Genomic DNA, 14,472 nt, shown 5'->3' on the forward strand with positions numbered 1-14,472 from the left:
GCGTATCGTGACCGCGAACGCGTCACGTCGGCGTGTTCGAAGCGAAAGTGAACCAATGCAAGGCACCGTAAAGTTTTTCAACAACGAGAAGGGCTTCGGCTTCATCTCACGTGACGACGGGGATGACGTTTTCGTCCATCACTCGAACATTTCGGGTGACGGCTACAAGTCGCTCGACGAAGGCCAGAAGGTCGAATTCGACATCGGCCAGGGACGCAAGGGCGACGAAGCCCAGAACGTCCGCGGCATCTGACCTCAACAGTCTGAGCTTCGCCGCCGATCCGAACGGATCGGCGGCGTTGTGCGTTTTCAGCCCGGTTTGCCATCAACCGACCGCCGCATGGCAGGCGTCTGATGCCTTGCAGATGCTCAGCCGGCGAGGCGGATGCGGCCGGTGTAGCGATCGTCGACGCCGGCGTTGTCGCAGAAGTCGCCTTGACCGCCCGTCGCCGAGACGTAGTCGCCGGTCAGGCGCCCGGCTCCCCACGCTCCGTCGAACGAGCCGGTTCCACCGACGAGCACCCAGAACCCTCTGATGGTCTCGCGGCACTCGACCCCGGTCGCGGCGAACCACATCGTGAAGGAGTCGCCGTCGCCGCAGTCGACGAGCTTCGTGCCGGTGAACGTGGTGCGGCGGCCTCGCTCGTAGGTGTCGACATCCGGCGTGGTCACCGTGCCCGACTCGCACCCGGGAACGTCGCTGGCGCTCAAGTCGCCGGGCGTACCGATCGGAAGCATCTCGCTGACGGTGAAGTCGACGCGTGTCGGCCGGTCGGCGGACGCCGGTGAACCGGTCATCGCCAGCGACAAACCTGCGGTCAAGAACACCGCTGCGACTCGTCGGATCGTCGTGAACTTCATGGCTACCTCCCAGTGCCGGGGCCGCTCCCCGACTCGAAACGAACGTAGCCCAGCCCGATCGACCCTCGCTCCGGTTATTGCGACCCCCGTGGTTCCGTTGGATCTGGGCCGGGGGAAAGGCGGGCGCGTGCGACCATCGCGCCGAGCCGCACGGTCAGACGTGGTCAGGCGTCGTCGGGCGTCGGGTGGAGGATGACATCGCCGATCGACGCGAACGCCACGACGGCAGTGTCACCCGAACCGGTGATGACCACCGCGTGCGTGGCGGTGAGCCGTTGCAGGGTGCCGGTGTGGTTCCCGATCGTGACGCGTGCACCGACCTCGAGGTGTTCGGACAACTGCTTCCCGGCCGCAACGGATCGAGCCGTGTCACGGCCACCGACGACGGCGATCCCGGCGAGGGCGAGCGCCACACCGAACGCGGTGGCCGCGACGAGGACGTCGAGGATCGTCGTGTCGACCCCCAACTGCGTCAGCGCGAGCACGACGGCGCCGGCAATCACACCCAAACGCACCGTCGTCTCGACCGCAGGCTGCCGGCGACCTGTCGCGCGACTGGCTGCTCGGGCGACGCCCGTCGAGGCGATCGTGGCGATCACGAATCCGGCGATCAGGATGATCCCGGCCACGCCGAGTCGTGGCAGCCAGCCCAGGAGATCTGACGGGATGTCTTCGATCGTGGTCGGGCTCGACGACGCCACGGCGGCGATCAAGCCCGCCGCGACGAACAGCCAGAACAGCAGCGTTGCGGCCGGACCGGCCGCCTCGCGGAGCGCCGGGCGCCGGCCTGCTGCACCAAGGTACTTGCGCGCCGCGACGCTCGCGATCACGCCGAGCACCAGGCCGGCGGCGATCAACCCGGCGGCCCACCACCACGTGTCGTTCATGGTCGAGAGTCTCGCACCCACCCGCGCCGTCGCGGCGGGAAGGCGCTGAAGATCACTGGTGATGCTCATGAGAGTTCATCGTCCGACGTGAGCGTCTTCGCCGTCTCGGCGCCGAGGCCGAGCAGCCCGAAGAGGGTGCCGACACGCTGCAGGTCACCGACCCGGGTCTGCACCGCAGATTCGGCACGTTCGGCGAACCCGTCAGCGGGCTCGACCACGTCATGCAAGGCCGCGAGGTCGTCGGCGGGTAGCGCCGTGAGGCGTTCGAGGCGATCGGTGGTGTCAGGATCGTCGAGCAGTTTGTCGACGCGCCGAGGCTCGCCTGTTTCGAGCCATGACAACAGGTCGTCGTCGGAGGGTCTACGACGGAAGAACTTCATTGGTTCATCGCTTTCCGGAGAGTGAGCCGGGCTCGGTACAGCTTGGACTTGACCGCCGACATCGTCAGGTCGGTTGCCTCGACGATCTGCTCGTACGAGAGGCCGTCGACCTCGTGCAAGACGAGCAGGAGGCGCGAGTCGTCGTCGAGTCGACCGAGCGCGGCCCACATCTCGGCGACTTCCTCCGAGCGCTCGAAATCGGCGTCGGCTGCGCCCGACACGAGCGAGCCGTCGTCTGGGTCGAGGGGCTCGAAGGGTCGGCCTGCAACCGACCGAACGGTGCTGATCGCCGTGTTCCTGGTGACGACGCGCGCCCATCTGATCGGCTCGTCACCGTCCCACGACGGCATCGAGGTCCACGCTTTGACGAGCACCTCCTGCACGACGTCCTCCGCGAGTTGCCGGTTACCCACGACAGCGAACGCGACGCGATACAGCAGGCCGCCGTAGTTCTCGACGAGCCAACTGATCTGCGTGTCGTTCGCCGCCATGTCAGCAGCGGGAATCCCGACATCGGGCATGGTGCGCTTGAGGTCGATGCGTCAGTGTCGCACGGCCGCCGACGAGCGACGACCGAGCAGACGATCCATCTCGCGGCGTCGTTCGCGACGATCCCGCTCTGCAGCGATCCGCGCCGCGTTCCATCGCAGCGCGGCGAACGCTCCGCCCCCGCCTGCGGCCAGGGCGAGCAACGAGAGCGGCACCGGTATCGACACCACGAGTACGTCGACGTCGACGGTGCCGAGGTTGGCTGCGAGGAGCACGAGACCAGCGAGCAGCCCGATGATGCGTCCGATCGCTCCAACCGCCTGGGGAGCTTCGTGGGCGCCGCTCACGACACTCCGATGCGGCAGGCTTCGGCTGCCGCTGCGTGTGCATCGACCTCCACGCGGTCGATGACTCGATCGACATAGCGCTCGGCGAACCCGCCGAGGATCGCCCACGGGTAGGCGGACAGTGCGGTGACGTTGACGAGGTTCTGGATGTCGGCCTGCAGGAGCACGACGACGAGGAGCCCGGCCACCGCGCCGAAGGCGAGGCGCAGCATGACGACGTGCACCGGGTTGACAACTTCGGAGACCGCCGATGCCCGCTTCGAGCTGTCGGTGAACAAGACGTGCGAAACGGCTGCACCGGTCATGCCGAGCCCGATGATCGTGAGGTACGCGGTGATGCTGCCGAGTGCGTCGGCCGAGTCGCTCGACGGCGCCGCGACGAGGACACCCACCGCACCGAGGACGAGAACGCCGATGATCATCCACGCACGGTGGAAGAGGCCGCGGGCGGCTTCGAACATTCGTCGCTCGAGTTCGGCGCGGTACGTGTTCTTGGTGTGGCGCATCGCCCACACCTCGCTGCGGAGCACGTCGGTGTCGACGTCGTCGTCGATGACCAGATCGCTGCCGGTGATGTTGGCTCGTTCGACCGCGAGGCCGCGCCGGTCGAGGCCGTCGAGCAGTTCGGTCTGCGCGGCACGGAGGAGTTGCCAGCCGTCGGTGATGCGTCGCTGATCGAGGGCCGCTCCAGCGTCGTGGACGAGCGACATCGCAGCGATCGCCCACGCCTGGCCGTGAGCGTCGTTTGCATTGATCACCGAGTCGATGCGTCGCGCGGTGATCGTCAGTTCGGTGCGCAGGTGGCCTTCGGAGGCCGACGGGCGCGACATGTGGCGACTCGCCGTGCGGAGGCCTCCGACGAGTTCGGTCGTCAGCACCGCCGCGTTGCTGCGCTGCGCAGGCGCGTCGGCGTGCGGCGCGGCCATCGGCTCGACCGCCGGGGTGGTGGGTGCGGGTGGTGCGAACGGGGCATTGACCCCGACGTCGGTTCGCGCCGGAGCCGGCATGGAGATGACGCGAGCACCACGGGCATCGCCGTCGACGACGGGATCCGCGAGAGCTGAGGTTCCGTCGACCGGCGGTGAGGTCTTCGTTCGGAACAGGCGGGTGGCGGAGGGGGTGTTCAACTGATGCTCCTGACGACATCTCCCAGCTCTGCGAGCGGCTGGCATCTTCTCTAACGCAGCACGAGTCGGGAAGTCGCGGAGCTTTCGAAAGAAATCTGCCGTCACCCACATCCCGTCGGCGACACCCTCGTTCCCCTGGATGTTTCCCTTGGACCTGGTCCGAGGGAAACAAGTGCGCGTGGCGGCGGGCGTGTCCAGCGGCGATTTTCCGACCAGTCGTTCGTGAACGTTGCGGTTCTCTGAGCAGACCGGTAGTACTTTCTGCCTACCCATTGTTGTTAGGTTTCCCTAACCCAATCAGAGAGCTACTCCAACCATGCGAACACGCCACCGTCTCCACCTCACCGCGTCCGCCGCGACCGTCCTCGCCCTCACGCTCGCCGCGTGCGGCAGCGACGACACCGGATCAGCCGACGAGGCAGCGACCACCGAGCCCGCTGCCACCGATTCGGCGTCCGACACCGAGAGCGCACCGGCAACCGAGGCCCCCGCCGACGACACCGCCGCCACCGAAGCGCCGTCGACCGACGCCCCGACGACCGACGCTCCGGCCGCCGGCGACACCGTGTCGATCACCGACTCGCAGGGCCGCACGGTCGAGGTGCCCCGCAACCCCGAGACGGTCGTGGTGATGGACTGGAGTGCGATTCGCACGCTCACCGACTTCGGCGTCGAGGTCGACGGAGCGCCACAGGCCGTCGGCACGCTCCCCGACGACCTCGCCCCCGTCGCCGAGTCGGCAGCTCTCGCCGGCACGCTGTTCGAACCCGACTACGAGGCGATCAGCGCCATGGAACCCGACCTGATCATCGTCGGCTCGCGCAGCGGCACCCCTGAAGTGGTCGCCGAGATGGAGCGCATCACCCCCGCCGTGATCGACATGTCGATCCGCTACGAGAACGCCGAGGAGCAGATCCCGCAGTTCATCGAGCGCGTCGAGCAGCTGTCGACGATCTTCGAGTTCGAAGACGAGGCGAGCGAGCGGCTCGGAGCGATCGAAGCCTCGATCAGCGACACCGCCGAGGCTGCTGCGGCCAGCGAGCTGAGCACGATGTTCGTGCAGGTGAGTGGCGGCACGGTCGGCGCCTACGGACCGGGCTCGCGCTACGGCATCGTGTTCGACGACCTCGGCTTCGCGCCGACCGATGCTCCCGTCGACGACGAGGGGTCGCACGGCCAGGAGATCAGCCAGGAGTTCTTCGTCCAGTACAACCCGGGTGTCGTGTTCGTGCTCGATCGCAGCAAGACGATCGGTGAGGAAGCGTCGCCGGCACTCGAGGTGCTGTCGAACGGTCTCGTCGACACGACCGACGCGGCGAAGAACGATCGCATCGTCGAGGTCGACGGCTTCTCGTGGTACATCGCCACCTACGCCCCGAGCTCGTTCGAGCAGATTCTCGCCGACGTCCAGTCGGTGCTCTGAGTCTCCCCATGCTGGTGCGCCGCTCCGGAGAACACAGCCCTCCGGGGCGGCGTGCCGCGATTCCGATCGCGCTCGCCGGGCTGGCGGTGGCGTCGCTGCTGTCGCTGTTCGTGGGCGTCGTCAATGTCGCCCCGTGGAGCATCTTCGAGTCCGACACCGATGCGTATCGAGCGTTGGTGATCGCCCGGATTCCGCGGTTGATCGCGTTGCTGCTCGCCGGGTCGTCGCTCGCCGTGGCCGGCGTGATCATGCAGCAGGTCACCCGCAACCGGTTCGTGTCGCCGTCGACGGCCGGCACGGTGGAGTCGGCGGTGCTGGGCATCGTGCTCGCCACGTTGTGGTTCCCGTCGAACTCGTTGCTCACGCGGATGTTGGTGGCAATCGCGACGAGCCTCGTCGGCACGTTCGTGTTCGTCCGGCTGCTCAAGCGGATCCGCATCGTCGACATCATCGTGGTGCCGCTGCTCGGGCTGATGTTCAGTGCGGTCGTGTCGGCGATCACCGTGTTCCTCGCCTATCGCTCCGACCTGCTGCAACTGGTCGACGTGTGGACGACCGGCTCGTTCTCCCGGGTTTTGCGCGGCCGGTACGAGCCGCTCTACGCGGTGCTCGTCGGCGGCGTGGTGGCGTACGTGTTCGCCGCTCGGTTCACGGTGGTGGGCCTCGGTGAGCAGTTCGCCAAGAACCTCGGCGTCAACTATCACGCCGTGTTGAACCTCGGCCTCGTCATCGCCTCGGTCAACACCGCGGTGGTCGTGGTGGTCGTCGGCGCCATCCCGTTCCTCGGGCTCATCGTGCCGAACGTGGTGTCGATGATCGCCGGCGACAACCTCAGCCGCACGTTGCCGATCACGGCGATCGCCGGTGCTGGCTTCGTCCTCGCGTGCGACGTCGTCGGGCGCATCGTCCGCCACCCGTACGAGGTGCCGGTGGGCACGATCGCCGGAGTGCTCGGGGCGCTCGCGTTCGTCGTCCTCATCCTCCGTGCCCGCACCGATCTGACCGCATGATGAGCACCGACGTCCTCTCCCCCGTCGCCGGATCGAGCGCCGACTCCGACACCGACGCATCCAACGCTCGCAACTCGATCCCCGTTCGGCTCGCGGTCATGGCCATCGCCGCCGTCGTTCTCGTCGTCGTCTATCAGTTCGCGCTGGTCGAGGGCGCGTGGGACTACGTGATGGACCTGCGGGCTCGCCAGCTCGTTGCGCTCGTCGCCGTCGGCGCGGGGACGGGCGTGGCGACGTTGATGTTCCAGACGGTCACGCACAACCGGATCCTCACGCCCGGCATCATGGGCTTCGACGCGCTGTTCCAACTCGTGCAGACGATGTTCGTGTGGACGTTCGGTTCGGCGATCGTCGTGAACCTCGACGTGCAGTCGCGCTTCGTCATCAACGCCGCGGTGATGACGGCGTTCGGGATGCTGCTGTATCGGGCGATCCTGCGCCGCACGACTCGCGACCTGTTCGTGCTGGTGCTGGTCGGCATCGTGCTCGGCACGCTGTTCTCCAGCCTCGCGCTCTTCGCCTCGCGGTTGCTGAGTCCGAACGACTACCTCACGCTGCAAGACCTCGTGTTCACGAGCTTCAACACGATCGACCCGCAGCTTCTCACGATCACCACGGCGGTCACGATCGTTGCGCTTGCGCTGTCGGTGCCGTTGATGCGCAAGCTCGACGTGGTGGCGCTCGGCCGTGACAGTGCGGTGACGCTGGGACTCGACTACCGACGAGTCGTCGACCGGACGTTGCTGATCGTCACGGTGCTGGTGGCGACGTCGACCGCACTCGTCGGGCCGATGACGTTGATCGGATTGATCGTCGCCAACCTCGCTCGTCAACTGCTGCCGACGTATCGACATCGCACGCTGGCGATCGGCTCGGCGTTGATCGGCATCATCGTCACCGTCGGCGGCCAGTTCGTGGCCGCTCGACTCCTCGACTTCACCACGACGCTGACGGTGTGCATCAACCTCGTCGGCGGCGTCTACTTCATCTGGCTCTTGATGCGGGAGGCCGACCTGTGATCCGCGCTGAACATGTTTCCAAGGCATACGGAACGTCGACCGTTCTCTGCGACGTCGACCTGTCGTTGCTCCCGGGAAAGCTGACGGCGATCGTCGGCGCCAACGGGGCGGGCAAGTCGACGCTGCTGTCGATCATCTCGCGACTCACCGAGGCCGACGCCGGCACCGTCCACGTCGACGAGCTCGACATCGCTCGGGCGAAGAGTGACGACGTGGCAAAGCGGCTGGCGGTGCTGCGGCAAGACACGCACATGACGTCGCGTCTCACGGTTCGGGAGCTCGTCGCGTTCGGTCGCTTCCCGCATTCGGGTGGTCGGCTGACGCCCGACGACGATCGGATCGTCGACGAAGCGCTCGACTTCTTCGAGCTCGGTGATCTCAAACGTCGGCACCTCGACCAGCTCTCGGGGGGTCAGCGGCAGCGGGCGTTCGTGGCGCTGGCGCTCGCGCAAGACACGCCGTACGTGTTGCTCGACGAGCCGTTGAACAATCTCGACATGCGCCATTCGGTGCGGATGATGCGGCACCTTCGGCGGCTCGTCGATCAGAAGAACAAGAGCGTCGTCATCGTCATCCACGACCTCAACTTCGCGGCGGCGCACGCCGATCACATCGTCGCCCTGAAGGGCGGCGACATCGTCGCTCAAGGCCGGCCGGTCGAGGTGATGACCCCGGCGATTCTCGAGTCGATCTACGACATCCCCATCGACGTCCACATCATCGACGACACCCCCTACGCCATCTACTACCGCTGACGGTGACGGCGAGCGATTGCTAGCTTCTTTCGTTGAAAAGTCGGGTCAGGGCCTCGCGACGAAGCGACGAGGTTCCAATGACCCCATCACCCCTGTTCGCATGCGAACGCCCGCGGACGTCGGCCACAACGGAGAGTCGCTGCAATGAAGTCGCTACATCGAAGCCGCTGGGCAGCCGTTGGCGCCGCTGTCGCAGTCACCGCCGCCGGCGGGATCATCACGGCGAGCGCCGCCACGAGCGGCGAGGCATCGTCATATGTCGCGATCACACCGTGTCGACTCCTCGACACGCGCCCGACCGAGCAGGTAGGAACGATCACGACACTCACCGACGATACGACCAACACCGTGCAGGCCACCGGAACAAACGGCAACTGTTCGGACATCCCCGCCACCGCCACAGCGATCAACTCGAACGTGACGGCGGTGAACGCAACCGAATCGACCTTTGTGACCGCTTGGCCGGGCGGCCAGCGCCCCCTGGCCGCGAGTCTCAACCCGGCGCCTGATGAACCACCCACCGCGAACGCCGTCACCGTCGCTCTGTCGGACTCCGGGTCATTCGACCTATACAACCGCGCTGGCAGCGTCGACCTCGTGATCGACGTCACCGGCTACTACGTGCCGACCGAGGGCGGCGCAACCGGACCGCAGGGCGAACCAGGGCCCGCCGGCCCAGAGGGACCTCAAGGGCCCGCGGGCCCCTCCGGCGAACCCGGCCCAGCCGGAGCCGAAGGCGACGTCGGTCCCGCCGGGGCAGACGGACTCACGACACTCATCGACACCACCGAAGAACCGACCGGCACGAACTGCGCGCATGGAGGCCTCAAGGTCGACGCCGGCAGCGACGAGAACCGCAACGATGCTCTCGACGACGACGAGATCGACACCACCAGCTACGTCTGCAACGGATCTCCAGGAGCCGACGGTGACCCGGGAGCCGACGGCGACCCGGGAGCCGACGGAGCCAATGGCCTGAACAGTCTGATCTCGGCGGGAACCGAGCCGGTCGGCGACAACTGCGCCGTCGGCGGCGACCGCTTCGACTACGGCCTCGACGACAACGCCGACGGAACACTCGACCCCGATGAGATCGACGGCGCCTCCTACATCTGCGAGTCCGGTGAACTTCACGACACCTGGACGGGGCTGTCGGGGCAGAAAGAATCCCTGAGCGGTGGATGCTCCGGTGCTGGAACCCGCTTCGTCGTCGGTGACAGCGACGTCACCATTCGCAGGCTCGGCGTCTACTTCCGATCCGGACCCATCGGAGGAGCTCCCGAGATCGACTTCTTCGTGCTCGACGCTGCGTACGACGTCGTCTATGAGAGTGCGCCCATCACCCCGGGCACGGTCTCACAGGACGCGTGGCACTACTCCGAGGACTTCACACTGACCCTCGAAGCCGGTGAGACCTACTACATGGGCGCCAAGAACGACAACCTGTCGACGTGGTATCGCAAGTACCGCAGCGATGACGGCATTGCCGAGACGCAAGCCGGGCTGACATCAGAAGGCGCCATCAACGTCGCGTGCGACCACGAGCACCAGAGCACGGTCGGCGTCGACTTCGCAGTGCGCGTGATCACCGACTGACAGCGCGTTAGGAGGTGAGGTCGGCGAGGAGAGTCCGCGTCGCGTCGTCGATCGACTTGTGTTGTGCGCGAGTCAGTCGGCCAAGGATCTCGGACTCGACGTCGACGACGACGCGCACCAGTTCCTCGGCGGCCTCGACGCCCGCCTCGGTGAGGGCGACCGGCATGGTGCGCCGGTTCGCAGGATCGCGCCGCCGCTCGACGAGTCCGGCCGCTTCGAGCAGGTCGACGCGGTGCGTCATCCCGCTCGGACTCAGCATCACCTGACGTGACAGATCCGACGGTTTGAGCAGGTACGGGGCGCCGCTTCGGCGGAGCGCGGAGAGCACGTCGAAGTCGGCCAGCGAACTGCCGTGCGCGGCCAGCGTCTCCTCGATCCGCCGATTGACGAGCAGCGAGAGACGATTGAGGCGCGCCACGGTCGCCATGGGCGCCACGTCGAGGCCGGGGAGCTCACGCTGCCATGACTCGACGAGTGCGTCGATCGGATCACTGCTCATGGAAGCAGAGACTACCGTTCCCGATATTTCGACGTCGAATGTTTGACGTCGTATAATCGGGCGTCATGACTGATCCCCACGACATCAACGAGCTGGCCTCCCGGGTCGGCATCGCCATGGAACAAGCAGACTGGGCGACCGTGCTCAGCGCCGTCTCGCCGGACGTGGTCGCACACGTTCCAGCGGTCGGCGACCTCGTCGGCGTCGACGCGCTCGCGACGTTCCTTCTCGAGACCGCCGCGAAGACCGACGACGGTGAGCGATTCCAACTCCTCGACACCTTGATCGGCGACCACTATGTGGCGCTCTACTTCCGCATCACTGCCGAACGCGCCGGGCGTGCGCCGCTCGACAACCTGACGCTCCATCTCGCCCGACTCGACGGTCCGCTCTTCGCCGAGATCTGGTTCCACAACTTCGACGGCCAAGCCGTCGCCGCATTCTGGGAGTAGGGCTGTCGAGACAGGAGCCGTTCAGTCGCCCCGAACCTCCGTACCGGAGACGAGCAACGATCCACTCCTCGCCGGTCGCTCGAACTCTGCTCGAAAGCCCGTGCGGGTGTCGTGGCGAACGATCCGGTCATGACCGAAACTCAGCATGCCGCTGCCCGCCGTTCGACCAAGCCATCAACGATGGGGCCTGGCACCGAGCGCTGTTCCCGCGTCAGTTCTGCGGGGCCCCGTCTCGAGCGATGAAGTGGAACTGTTCATCTGCGGGAACGAAGTCGCCGCCGACCTCAGCGAACGTGCGCACGCTGAAACTTGAGGCCGCGACGGAGTCGACCGTCGCCATCGCCGGTGCGCTGGCGAACGGGGTGACGGTTGGCATCACGAAACCAGGGGCGAGGTCGGTGTCGAGGGTCACGAGGTACCGACCCACCCCAAATCTGATCGCGGTGAAACCCTCTCCGAATCGCACCTCACCGTCGGAGCCCACCAGACCGGATACGACGTGATCAGGTCCAGCGGGGCCCTGGTCGCCAGCGGGGCCTTGGGATCCAGCGGGACCCTGTGGACCTTGCGGACCCGGCACACCGGCTGGACCAGCCGGACCCTGAGCCCCATCAGCACCAGCCGACCCCGGCGAACCGGGCGGACCAGCCGGCCCCGGAGGCCCAACAGATCCTGGCGCTCCATCGGCACCTGCGGGACCCTGCGGCCCGACCGGACCCTGCGCGCCATCAGCCCCGTCAGCCCCATCCGCGCCATCATCTCCATCAGATCCGGCAACCCCCGCCGGGCCCTGCGGCCCAGCGGGTCCCGGTGCCCCATCAGATCCGGCAGGGCCAGCAGGACCCGGCTCGCCAGCACCCTCGATGTAGTAGCCGGTGAGATCGAGCACCACCTCGGTCTCGGCTCCGGCAACGGCGCCCTTGTAGTAGATGTCGAGTGCTCCCGCCATTGCGCCACTCACTGGCAATGACACCGTGCCGGCGTTGCCAGTCGTCTGGCCGGCGCCGAAATTGATGCTCGAGGTTGCCGGTACACCGGTTGCGTCGCCCGGGCGCAACGACACGTATCCACCGGACGACGGGTTGACCACGGTGACGTTGAACACGACCGCGGTGGCGCCGTCCGGGACCACCTCGCGATCGCCGAGGTCCGTTTCGACCACTCCCGTCACCGTCAACGTGCGCGGCACCTCGGTGACGAAACTGCCGTCCAACCCGATCGCCGCGACGGCCCTCGTGTCGAGGACTCGTGTCGGCGAGATCGGTACGAACACCGACGCCGGACTCTCTCCCGAACTCGCCATCAGCAGACTCGATGCACCGAACGTCACGGCAACCGCCGCCACGATCGCCGCCCAACGCTTCCGCGTCATTGAACCCATCTGTGCCTCCCTCACGCACCGCCGGGCAGTCACCCGGCAACAGCAACTGTTCCCACCCTGCCACAACCCCTTCACGGCCGGAAGGAAAAACTGAGAAGGAGCCGCCAACGGCAGACGGTCCGTCACCGAGGCCAACCGTGCCGAGGACGAGAATAGGTACCCCGGTTCTGCGCTTTTTGGTGCCCGTTGGGCGACGCCGCGCTTGATCGACAACAGCTGGAACGCCTCGCGAAGGAAGCGGGCTCTGCTCGCGGGCGGCCCCCATGGATCTATCCTCTGTGTTGTGAGCTCACCGATGTTGAATGACTTGCGGAATCGCCGCGACGAGATCATCGAGACGGCACGCGCTCGCGGAGCATCGCGAGTTCGGATTTTCGGCTCGGTCGCTCGAGGCGATGCAACCGAGAACAGCGACATCGACTTCCTCGTCGATCTCGATGAGGACCGAGGACTCTTCGACCTCGGAGGGCTGCTGATGGACCTCCAAGAACTCCTCGGACACAATGTCGACGTCGTCACCGAGGCCGGCCTCCGAGCGCGTGTCTCGACACGGGTTCTGCACGACGCCGTCGAGCTGTGAGGAACGACCGGGACCGACTCCTCGACATGGTGGAGATGTGCGACCTCTTGATCGCTCACGCTTCCGATCCCGACGTGTTGGCCACCGACCCCGTCGTCCAGGCCGCCGCACAGCGATGGATCGAAGTGCTCGGCGAGGCCGCTTCGCATCTCTCGGATCAGCTCCGTTCCGCCCACCCCGAGATCCCGTGGCGCGAGATCGTCGGCACACGAGTGATCCTCGCTCACGCCTACTTCCATATCGATCAAGACATCATCGGCGACCTGGTTCAACGCGACATCCCGGCCCTTCGACGCCAACTCCAGCAAGTCCTCGACAACGATCAGAGCGACTGAGCACGGCGTCTCCTGCTCGCAGCGAGGATCACTCGGCATGAAAACGAGAAATGGCCGGCCAGCGATCGGAATCGCTGACCGGCCATCACTACAGAATCACTCGATACGCAGGCCGGAGATGGCCCGGCTGATGACGAGCTGCTGGATCTGCTCGGTGCCTTCGAAGATGTCGTGGATCTTCGCGTCACGGTGCCAACGCTCCACGGGGTACTCACGGGTGTAGCCGTAGCCACCGAGGATCTGGATCGCACGCTCGGTCACCCACGTGGCGGTGCGGCCGGCCTTGAGCTTGGCCATCGAACCCTCGGCGTGCTTGAAGCCACGCTGCTTGCCGAGCCACGCGGCCCGCCAGATCAGGTTGCGGCTGGCCTCGACCTCGACCGCCATGTCGGCGAGCATGAACGCGATCGACTGGTTCATGATGATCGGACGACCGAATGCGTGACGCTCCTTCGCGTACTCCGTCGAGTACTCGAGCGCAGCGCGGGCGATGCCGAGCGCCTGGGCGCCGACGGCCGGACGAGTCGCCTCGAAGGTCTGCATCGCGGCCTGAGCGTTGCCCTTCTCACCACGACGGACCTTGGCCAGACGCTCGTCGAGCTTCTCCTTGCCACCGAGGAGGCAGCGGCCCGGCACACGCACGTCGTCGAGCACCACTTCGGCCGTGTGGCTCGCACGAATACCGTGCTTCTTGTACTTCTGACCCTGCGAAAGCCCCTTGGTCCCCGGCGGCACGACGAACGATGCGTGCCCCTTCGAACCGAGCTCGGGATCGACGACGGCGACCACGACGTGGATGTCGGAGATGCCACCGTTGGTGATCCAGGCCTTGGTGCCGTTGAGCACCCACTCGTCGGTCTTCTCGTCGTACTTGGCCGACGTGCGGTAACCGCCGACGTCAGAACCGGCGTCGGGCTCCGACGCACAGAACGCACCGAGTGCGAGCTTGCCGGTGTCGGCGTTCTCGTAGCACTGCGGCACCCACTCCATGAGCTGCTCAGGCGTGGCCGACGAGGCGATGCCCGCGGCGGCGAGACCCGACCCCATGATGGCCATGCCGATACCGGCGTCGCCCCAGAACAGTTCTTCGATCGCGATCGGCATCGACAGCCCGGTCGGATCGTTCATCATGGCCTCGGCCATGAACTCCCAGCTGTACAGGCCGATCTCCTTGGCCTGCTCGACGATCGGGTACGGAAACTCTTCCTTCTCGTCCCACTCTTCACCGGCCGGGCGAACGACGGTCTCGGCGAAGTCGTGCACCCACTTCTGCAGAGTCAGCTGGTCCTCGTTGAGCTTCATGGAGAAATCGGTCATGGCTCTAAGTTACC

The 14,472-nt window shown here is 66.4% G+C and carries 18 protein-coding genes; 9 read left to right on the forward strand and 9 right to left on the reverse strand.

What is annotated here, in order from left to right:
* The first annotated feature begins 55 nt into the window (after window positions 1-55).
* A complete protein-coding gene (locus tag YM304_RS17345) occupies window positions 56-253 on the forward strand; it encodes a cold shock domain-containing protein (protein ID WP_015443022.1) in 198 nt (65 codons plus the stop codon).
* A 116-nt stretch (window positions 254-369) separates the two neighbouring features.
* On the opposite strand, the gene YM304_RS17350 is transcribed toward YM304_RS17345, so the two are convergent.
* The 6 genes from YM304_RS17350 to YM304_RS17375 form a co-directional block, all read right to left on the reverse strand.
* A complete protein-coding gene (locus YM304_RS17350; RefSeq protein ID WP_015443023.1) occupies window positions 370-861 on the reverse strand; it encodes a hypothetical protein in 492 nt (163 codons plus the stop codon).
* Window positions 862-1,025: 164 nt separating this feature from the next.
* Window positions 1,026-1,748 carry a mechanosensitive ion channel family protein gene (locus YM304_RS17355; protein WP_041298403.1) on the reverse strand — a complete coding sequence of 241 codons (723 nt, stop codon included), beginning with the start codon at window positions 1,746-1,748 and terminating at the stop codon, window positions 1,026-1,028.
* Window positions 1,749-1,813: 65 nt separating this feature from the next.
* Window positions 1,814-2,128, reverse strand: coding sequence for a hypothetical protein (locus YM304_RS17360; RefSeq protein WP_015443025.1), 315 nt, complete (start codon window positions 2,126-2,128; stop codon window positions 1,814-1,816).
* Complete coding sequence (locus YM304_RS17365) at window positions 2,125-2,619, reverse strand: RNA polymerase sigma factor (RefSeq protein WP_162142105.1); 495 nt, start codon at window positions 2,617-2,619, stop codon at window positions 2,125-2,127. Before YM304_RS17365 ends, YM304_RS17360 begins: the two co-directional genes overlap by 4 nt.
* 51 nt (window positions 2,620-2,670) lie before the next feature.
* Window positions 2,671-2,964: a hypothetical protein gene (locus tag YM304_RS24870; protein WP_015443027.1), complete on the reverse strand. Its 294-nt coding sequence runs from the start codon at window positions 2,962-2,964 to the stop codon at window positions 2,671-2,673.
* Entirely contained in the window at window positions 2,961-4,091 is a 1,131-nt protein-coding gene (locus YM304_RS17375) for a hypothetical protein (protein ID WP_015443028.1), read from the reverse strand. Before YM304_RS17375 ends, YM304_RS24870 begins: the two co-directional genes overlap by 4 nt.
* 316 nt (window positions 4,092-4,407) lie before the next feature.
* Between YM304_RS17375 and YM304_RS17380 the strand changes: the two genes are divergently transcribed.
* From YM304_RS17380 to YM304_RS25310, 5 genes are all read left to right on the forward strand, one after another.
* The gene (locus tag YM304_RS17380; protein ID WP_015443029.1) at window positions 4,408-5,514 is read left to right on the forward strand and encodes a siderophore ABC transporter substrate-binding protein; all 1,107 of its coding nucleotides are present in this window, start codon (window positions 4,408-4,410) and stop codon (window positions 5,512-5,514) included.
* An 8-nt stretch (window positions 5,515-5,522) separates the two neighbouring features.
* On the forward strand, window positions 5,523-6,524 hold the full coding sequence (locus YM304_RS17385; RefSeq protein WP_015443030.1) for an ABC transporter permease: 1,002 nt from the start codon (window positions 5,523-5,525) through the stop codon (window positions 6,522-6,524).
* Window positions 6,521-7,543 carry an iron chelate uptake ABC transporter family permease subunit gene (locus YM304_RS17390; protein WP_015443031.1) on the forward strand — a complete coding sequence of 341 codons (1,023 nt, stop codon included), beginning with the start codon at window positions 6,521-6,523 and terminating at the stop codon, window positions 7,541-7,543. Before YM304_RS17385 ends, YM304_RS17390 begins: the two co-directional genes overlap by 4 nt.
* Entirely contained in the window at window positions 7,540-8,298 is a 759-nt protein-coding gene (locus tag YM304_RS17395; protein ID WP_015443032.1) for an iron ABC transporter ATP-binding protein, read from the forward strand. The genes YM304_RS17390 and YM304_RS17395 overlap by 4 nt, the downstream gene beginning before the upstream one ends.
* Window positions 8,299-8,442: 144 nt before the next feature.
* Window positions 8,443-9,894, forward strand: a complete 1,452-nt coding sequence (locus YM304_RS25310) for a DUF7151 family protein (RefSeq protein ID WP_015443033.1) — start codon at window positions 8,443-8,445, stop codon at window positions 9,892-9,894.
* 7 nt (window positions 9,895-9,901) lie between these two features.
* Here YM304_RS25310 and YM304_RS17405 read toward each other — a convergent pair whose 3' ends face one another.
* On the reverse strand, window positions 9,902-10,393 hold the full coding sequence (locus YM304_RS17405) for a MarR family winged helix-turn-helix transcriptional regulator (RefSeq protein WP_015443034.1): 492 nt from the start codon (window positions 10,391-10,393) through the stop codon (window positions 9,902-9,904).
* Window positions 10,394-10,458: 65 nt separating this feature from the next.
* Here YM304_RS17405 and YM304_RS17410 point away from each other — a divergent pair, with 65 nt between their 5' ends.
* A complete protein-coding gene (locus YM304_RS17410; protein ID WP_015443035.1) occupies window positions 10,459-10,845 on the forward strand; it encodes a nuclear transport factor 2 family protein in 387 nt (128 codons plus the stop codon).
* Window positions 10,846-11,056: 211 nt separating this feature from the next.
* On the opposite strand, the gene YM304_RS24285 is transcribed toward YM304_RS17410, so the two are convergent.
* Entirely contained in the window at window positions 11,057-12,226 is a 1,170-nt protein-coding gene (locus YM304_RS24285; RefSeq protein WP_015443036.1) for a collagen-like protein, read from the reverse strand.
* Window positions 12,227-12,521: 295 nt separating this feature from the next.
* Between YM304_RS24285 and YM304_RS17430 the strand changes: the two genes are divergently transcribed.
* Window positions 12,522-12,806 (forward strand): nucleotidyltransferase family protein, encoded by a 285-nt coding sequence (locus YM304_RS17430; RefSeq protein ID WP_041298407.1) that lies wholly within the window; start codon window positions 12,522-12,524, stop codon window positions 12,804-12,806.
* Window positions 12,803-13,141: a HepT-like ribonuclease domain-containing protein gene (locus YM304_RS17435; RefSeq protein ID WP_015443038.1), complete on the forward strand. Its 339-nt coding sequence runs from the start codon at window positions 12,803-12,805 to the stop codon at window positions 13,139-13,141. The genes YM304_RS17430 and YM304_RS17435 overlap by 4 nt, the downstream gene beginning before the upstream one ends.
* A 96-nt stretch (window positions 13,142-13,237) precedes the next feature.
* Here the strand turns inward: YM304_RS17435 and YM304_RS17440 are convergent, their stop codons facing one another.
* Window positions 13,238-14,458 (reverse strand): acyl-CoA dehydrogenase family protein, encoded by a 1,221-nt coding sequence (locus YM304_RS17440; protein WP_015443039.1) that lies wholly within the window; start codon window positions 14,456-14,458, stop codon window positions 13,238-13,240.
* Window positions 14,459-14,472 lie beyond the last annotated feature (14 nt).

Source organism: Ilumatobacter coccineus YM16-304 (assembly GCF_000348785.1).
GTDB lineage: Bacteria > Actinomycetota > Acidimicrobiia > Acidimicrobiales > Ilumatobacteraceae > Ilumatobacter_A > Ilumatobacter_A coccineus.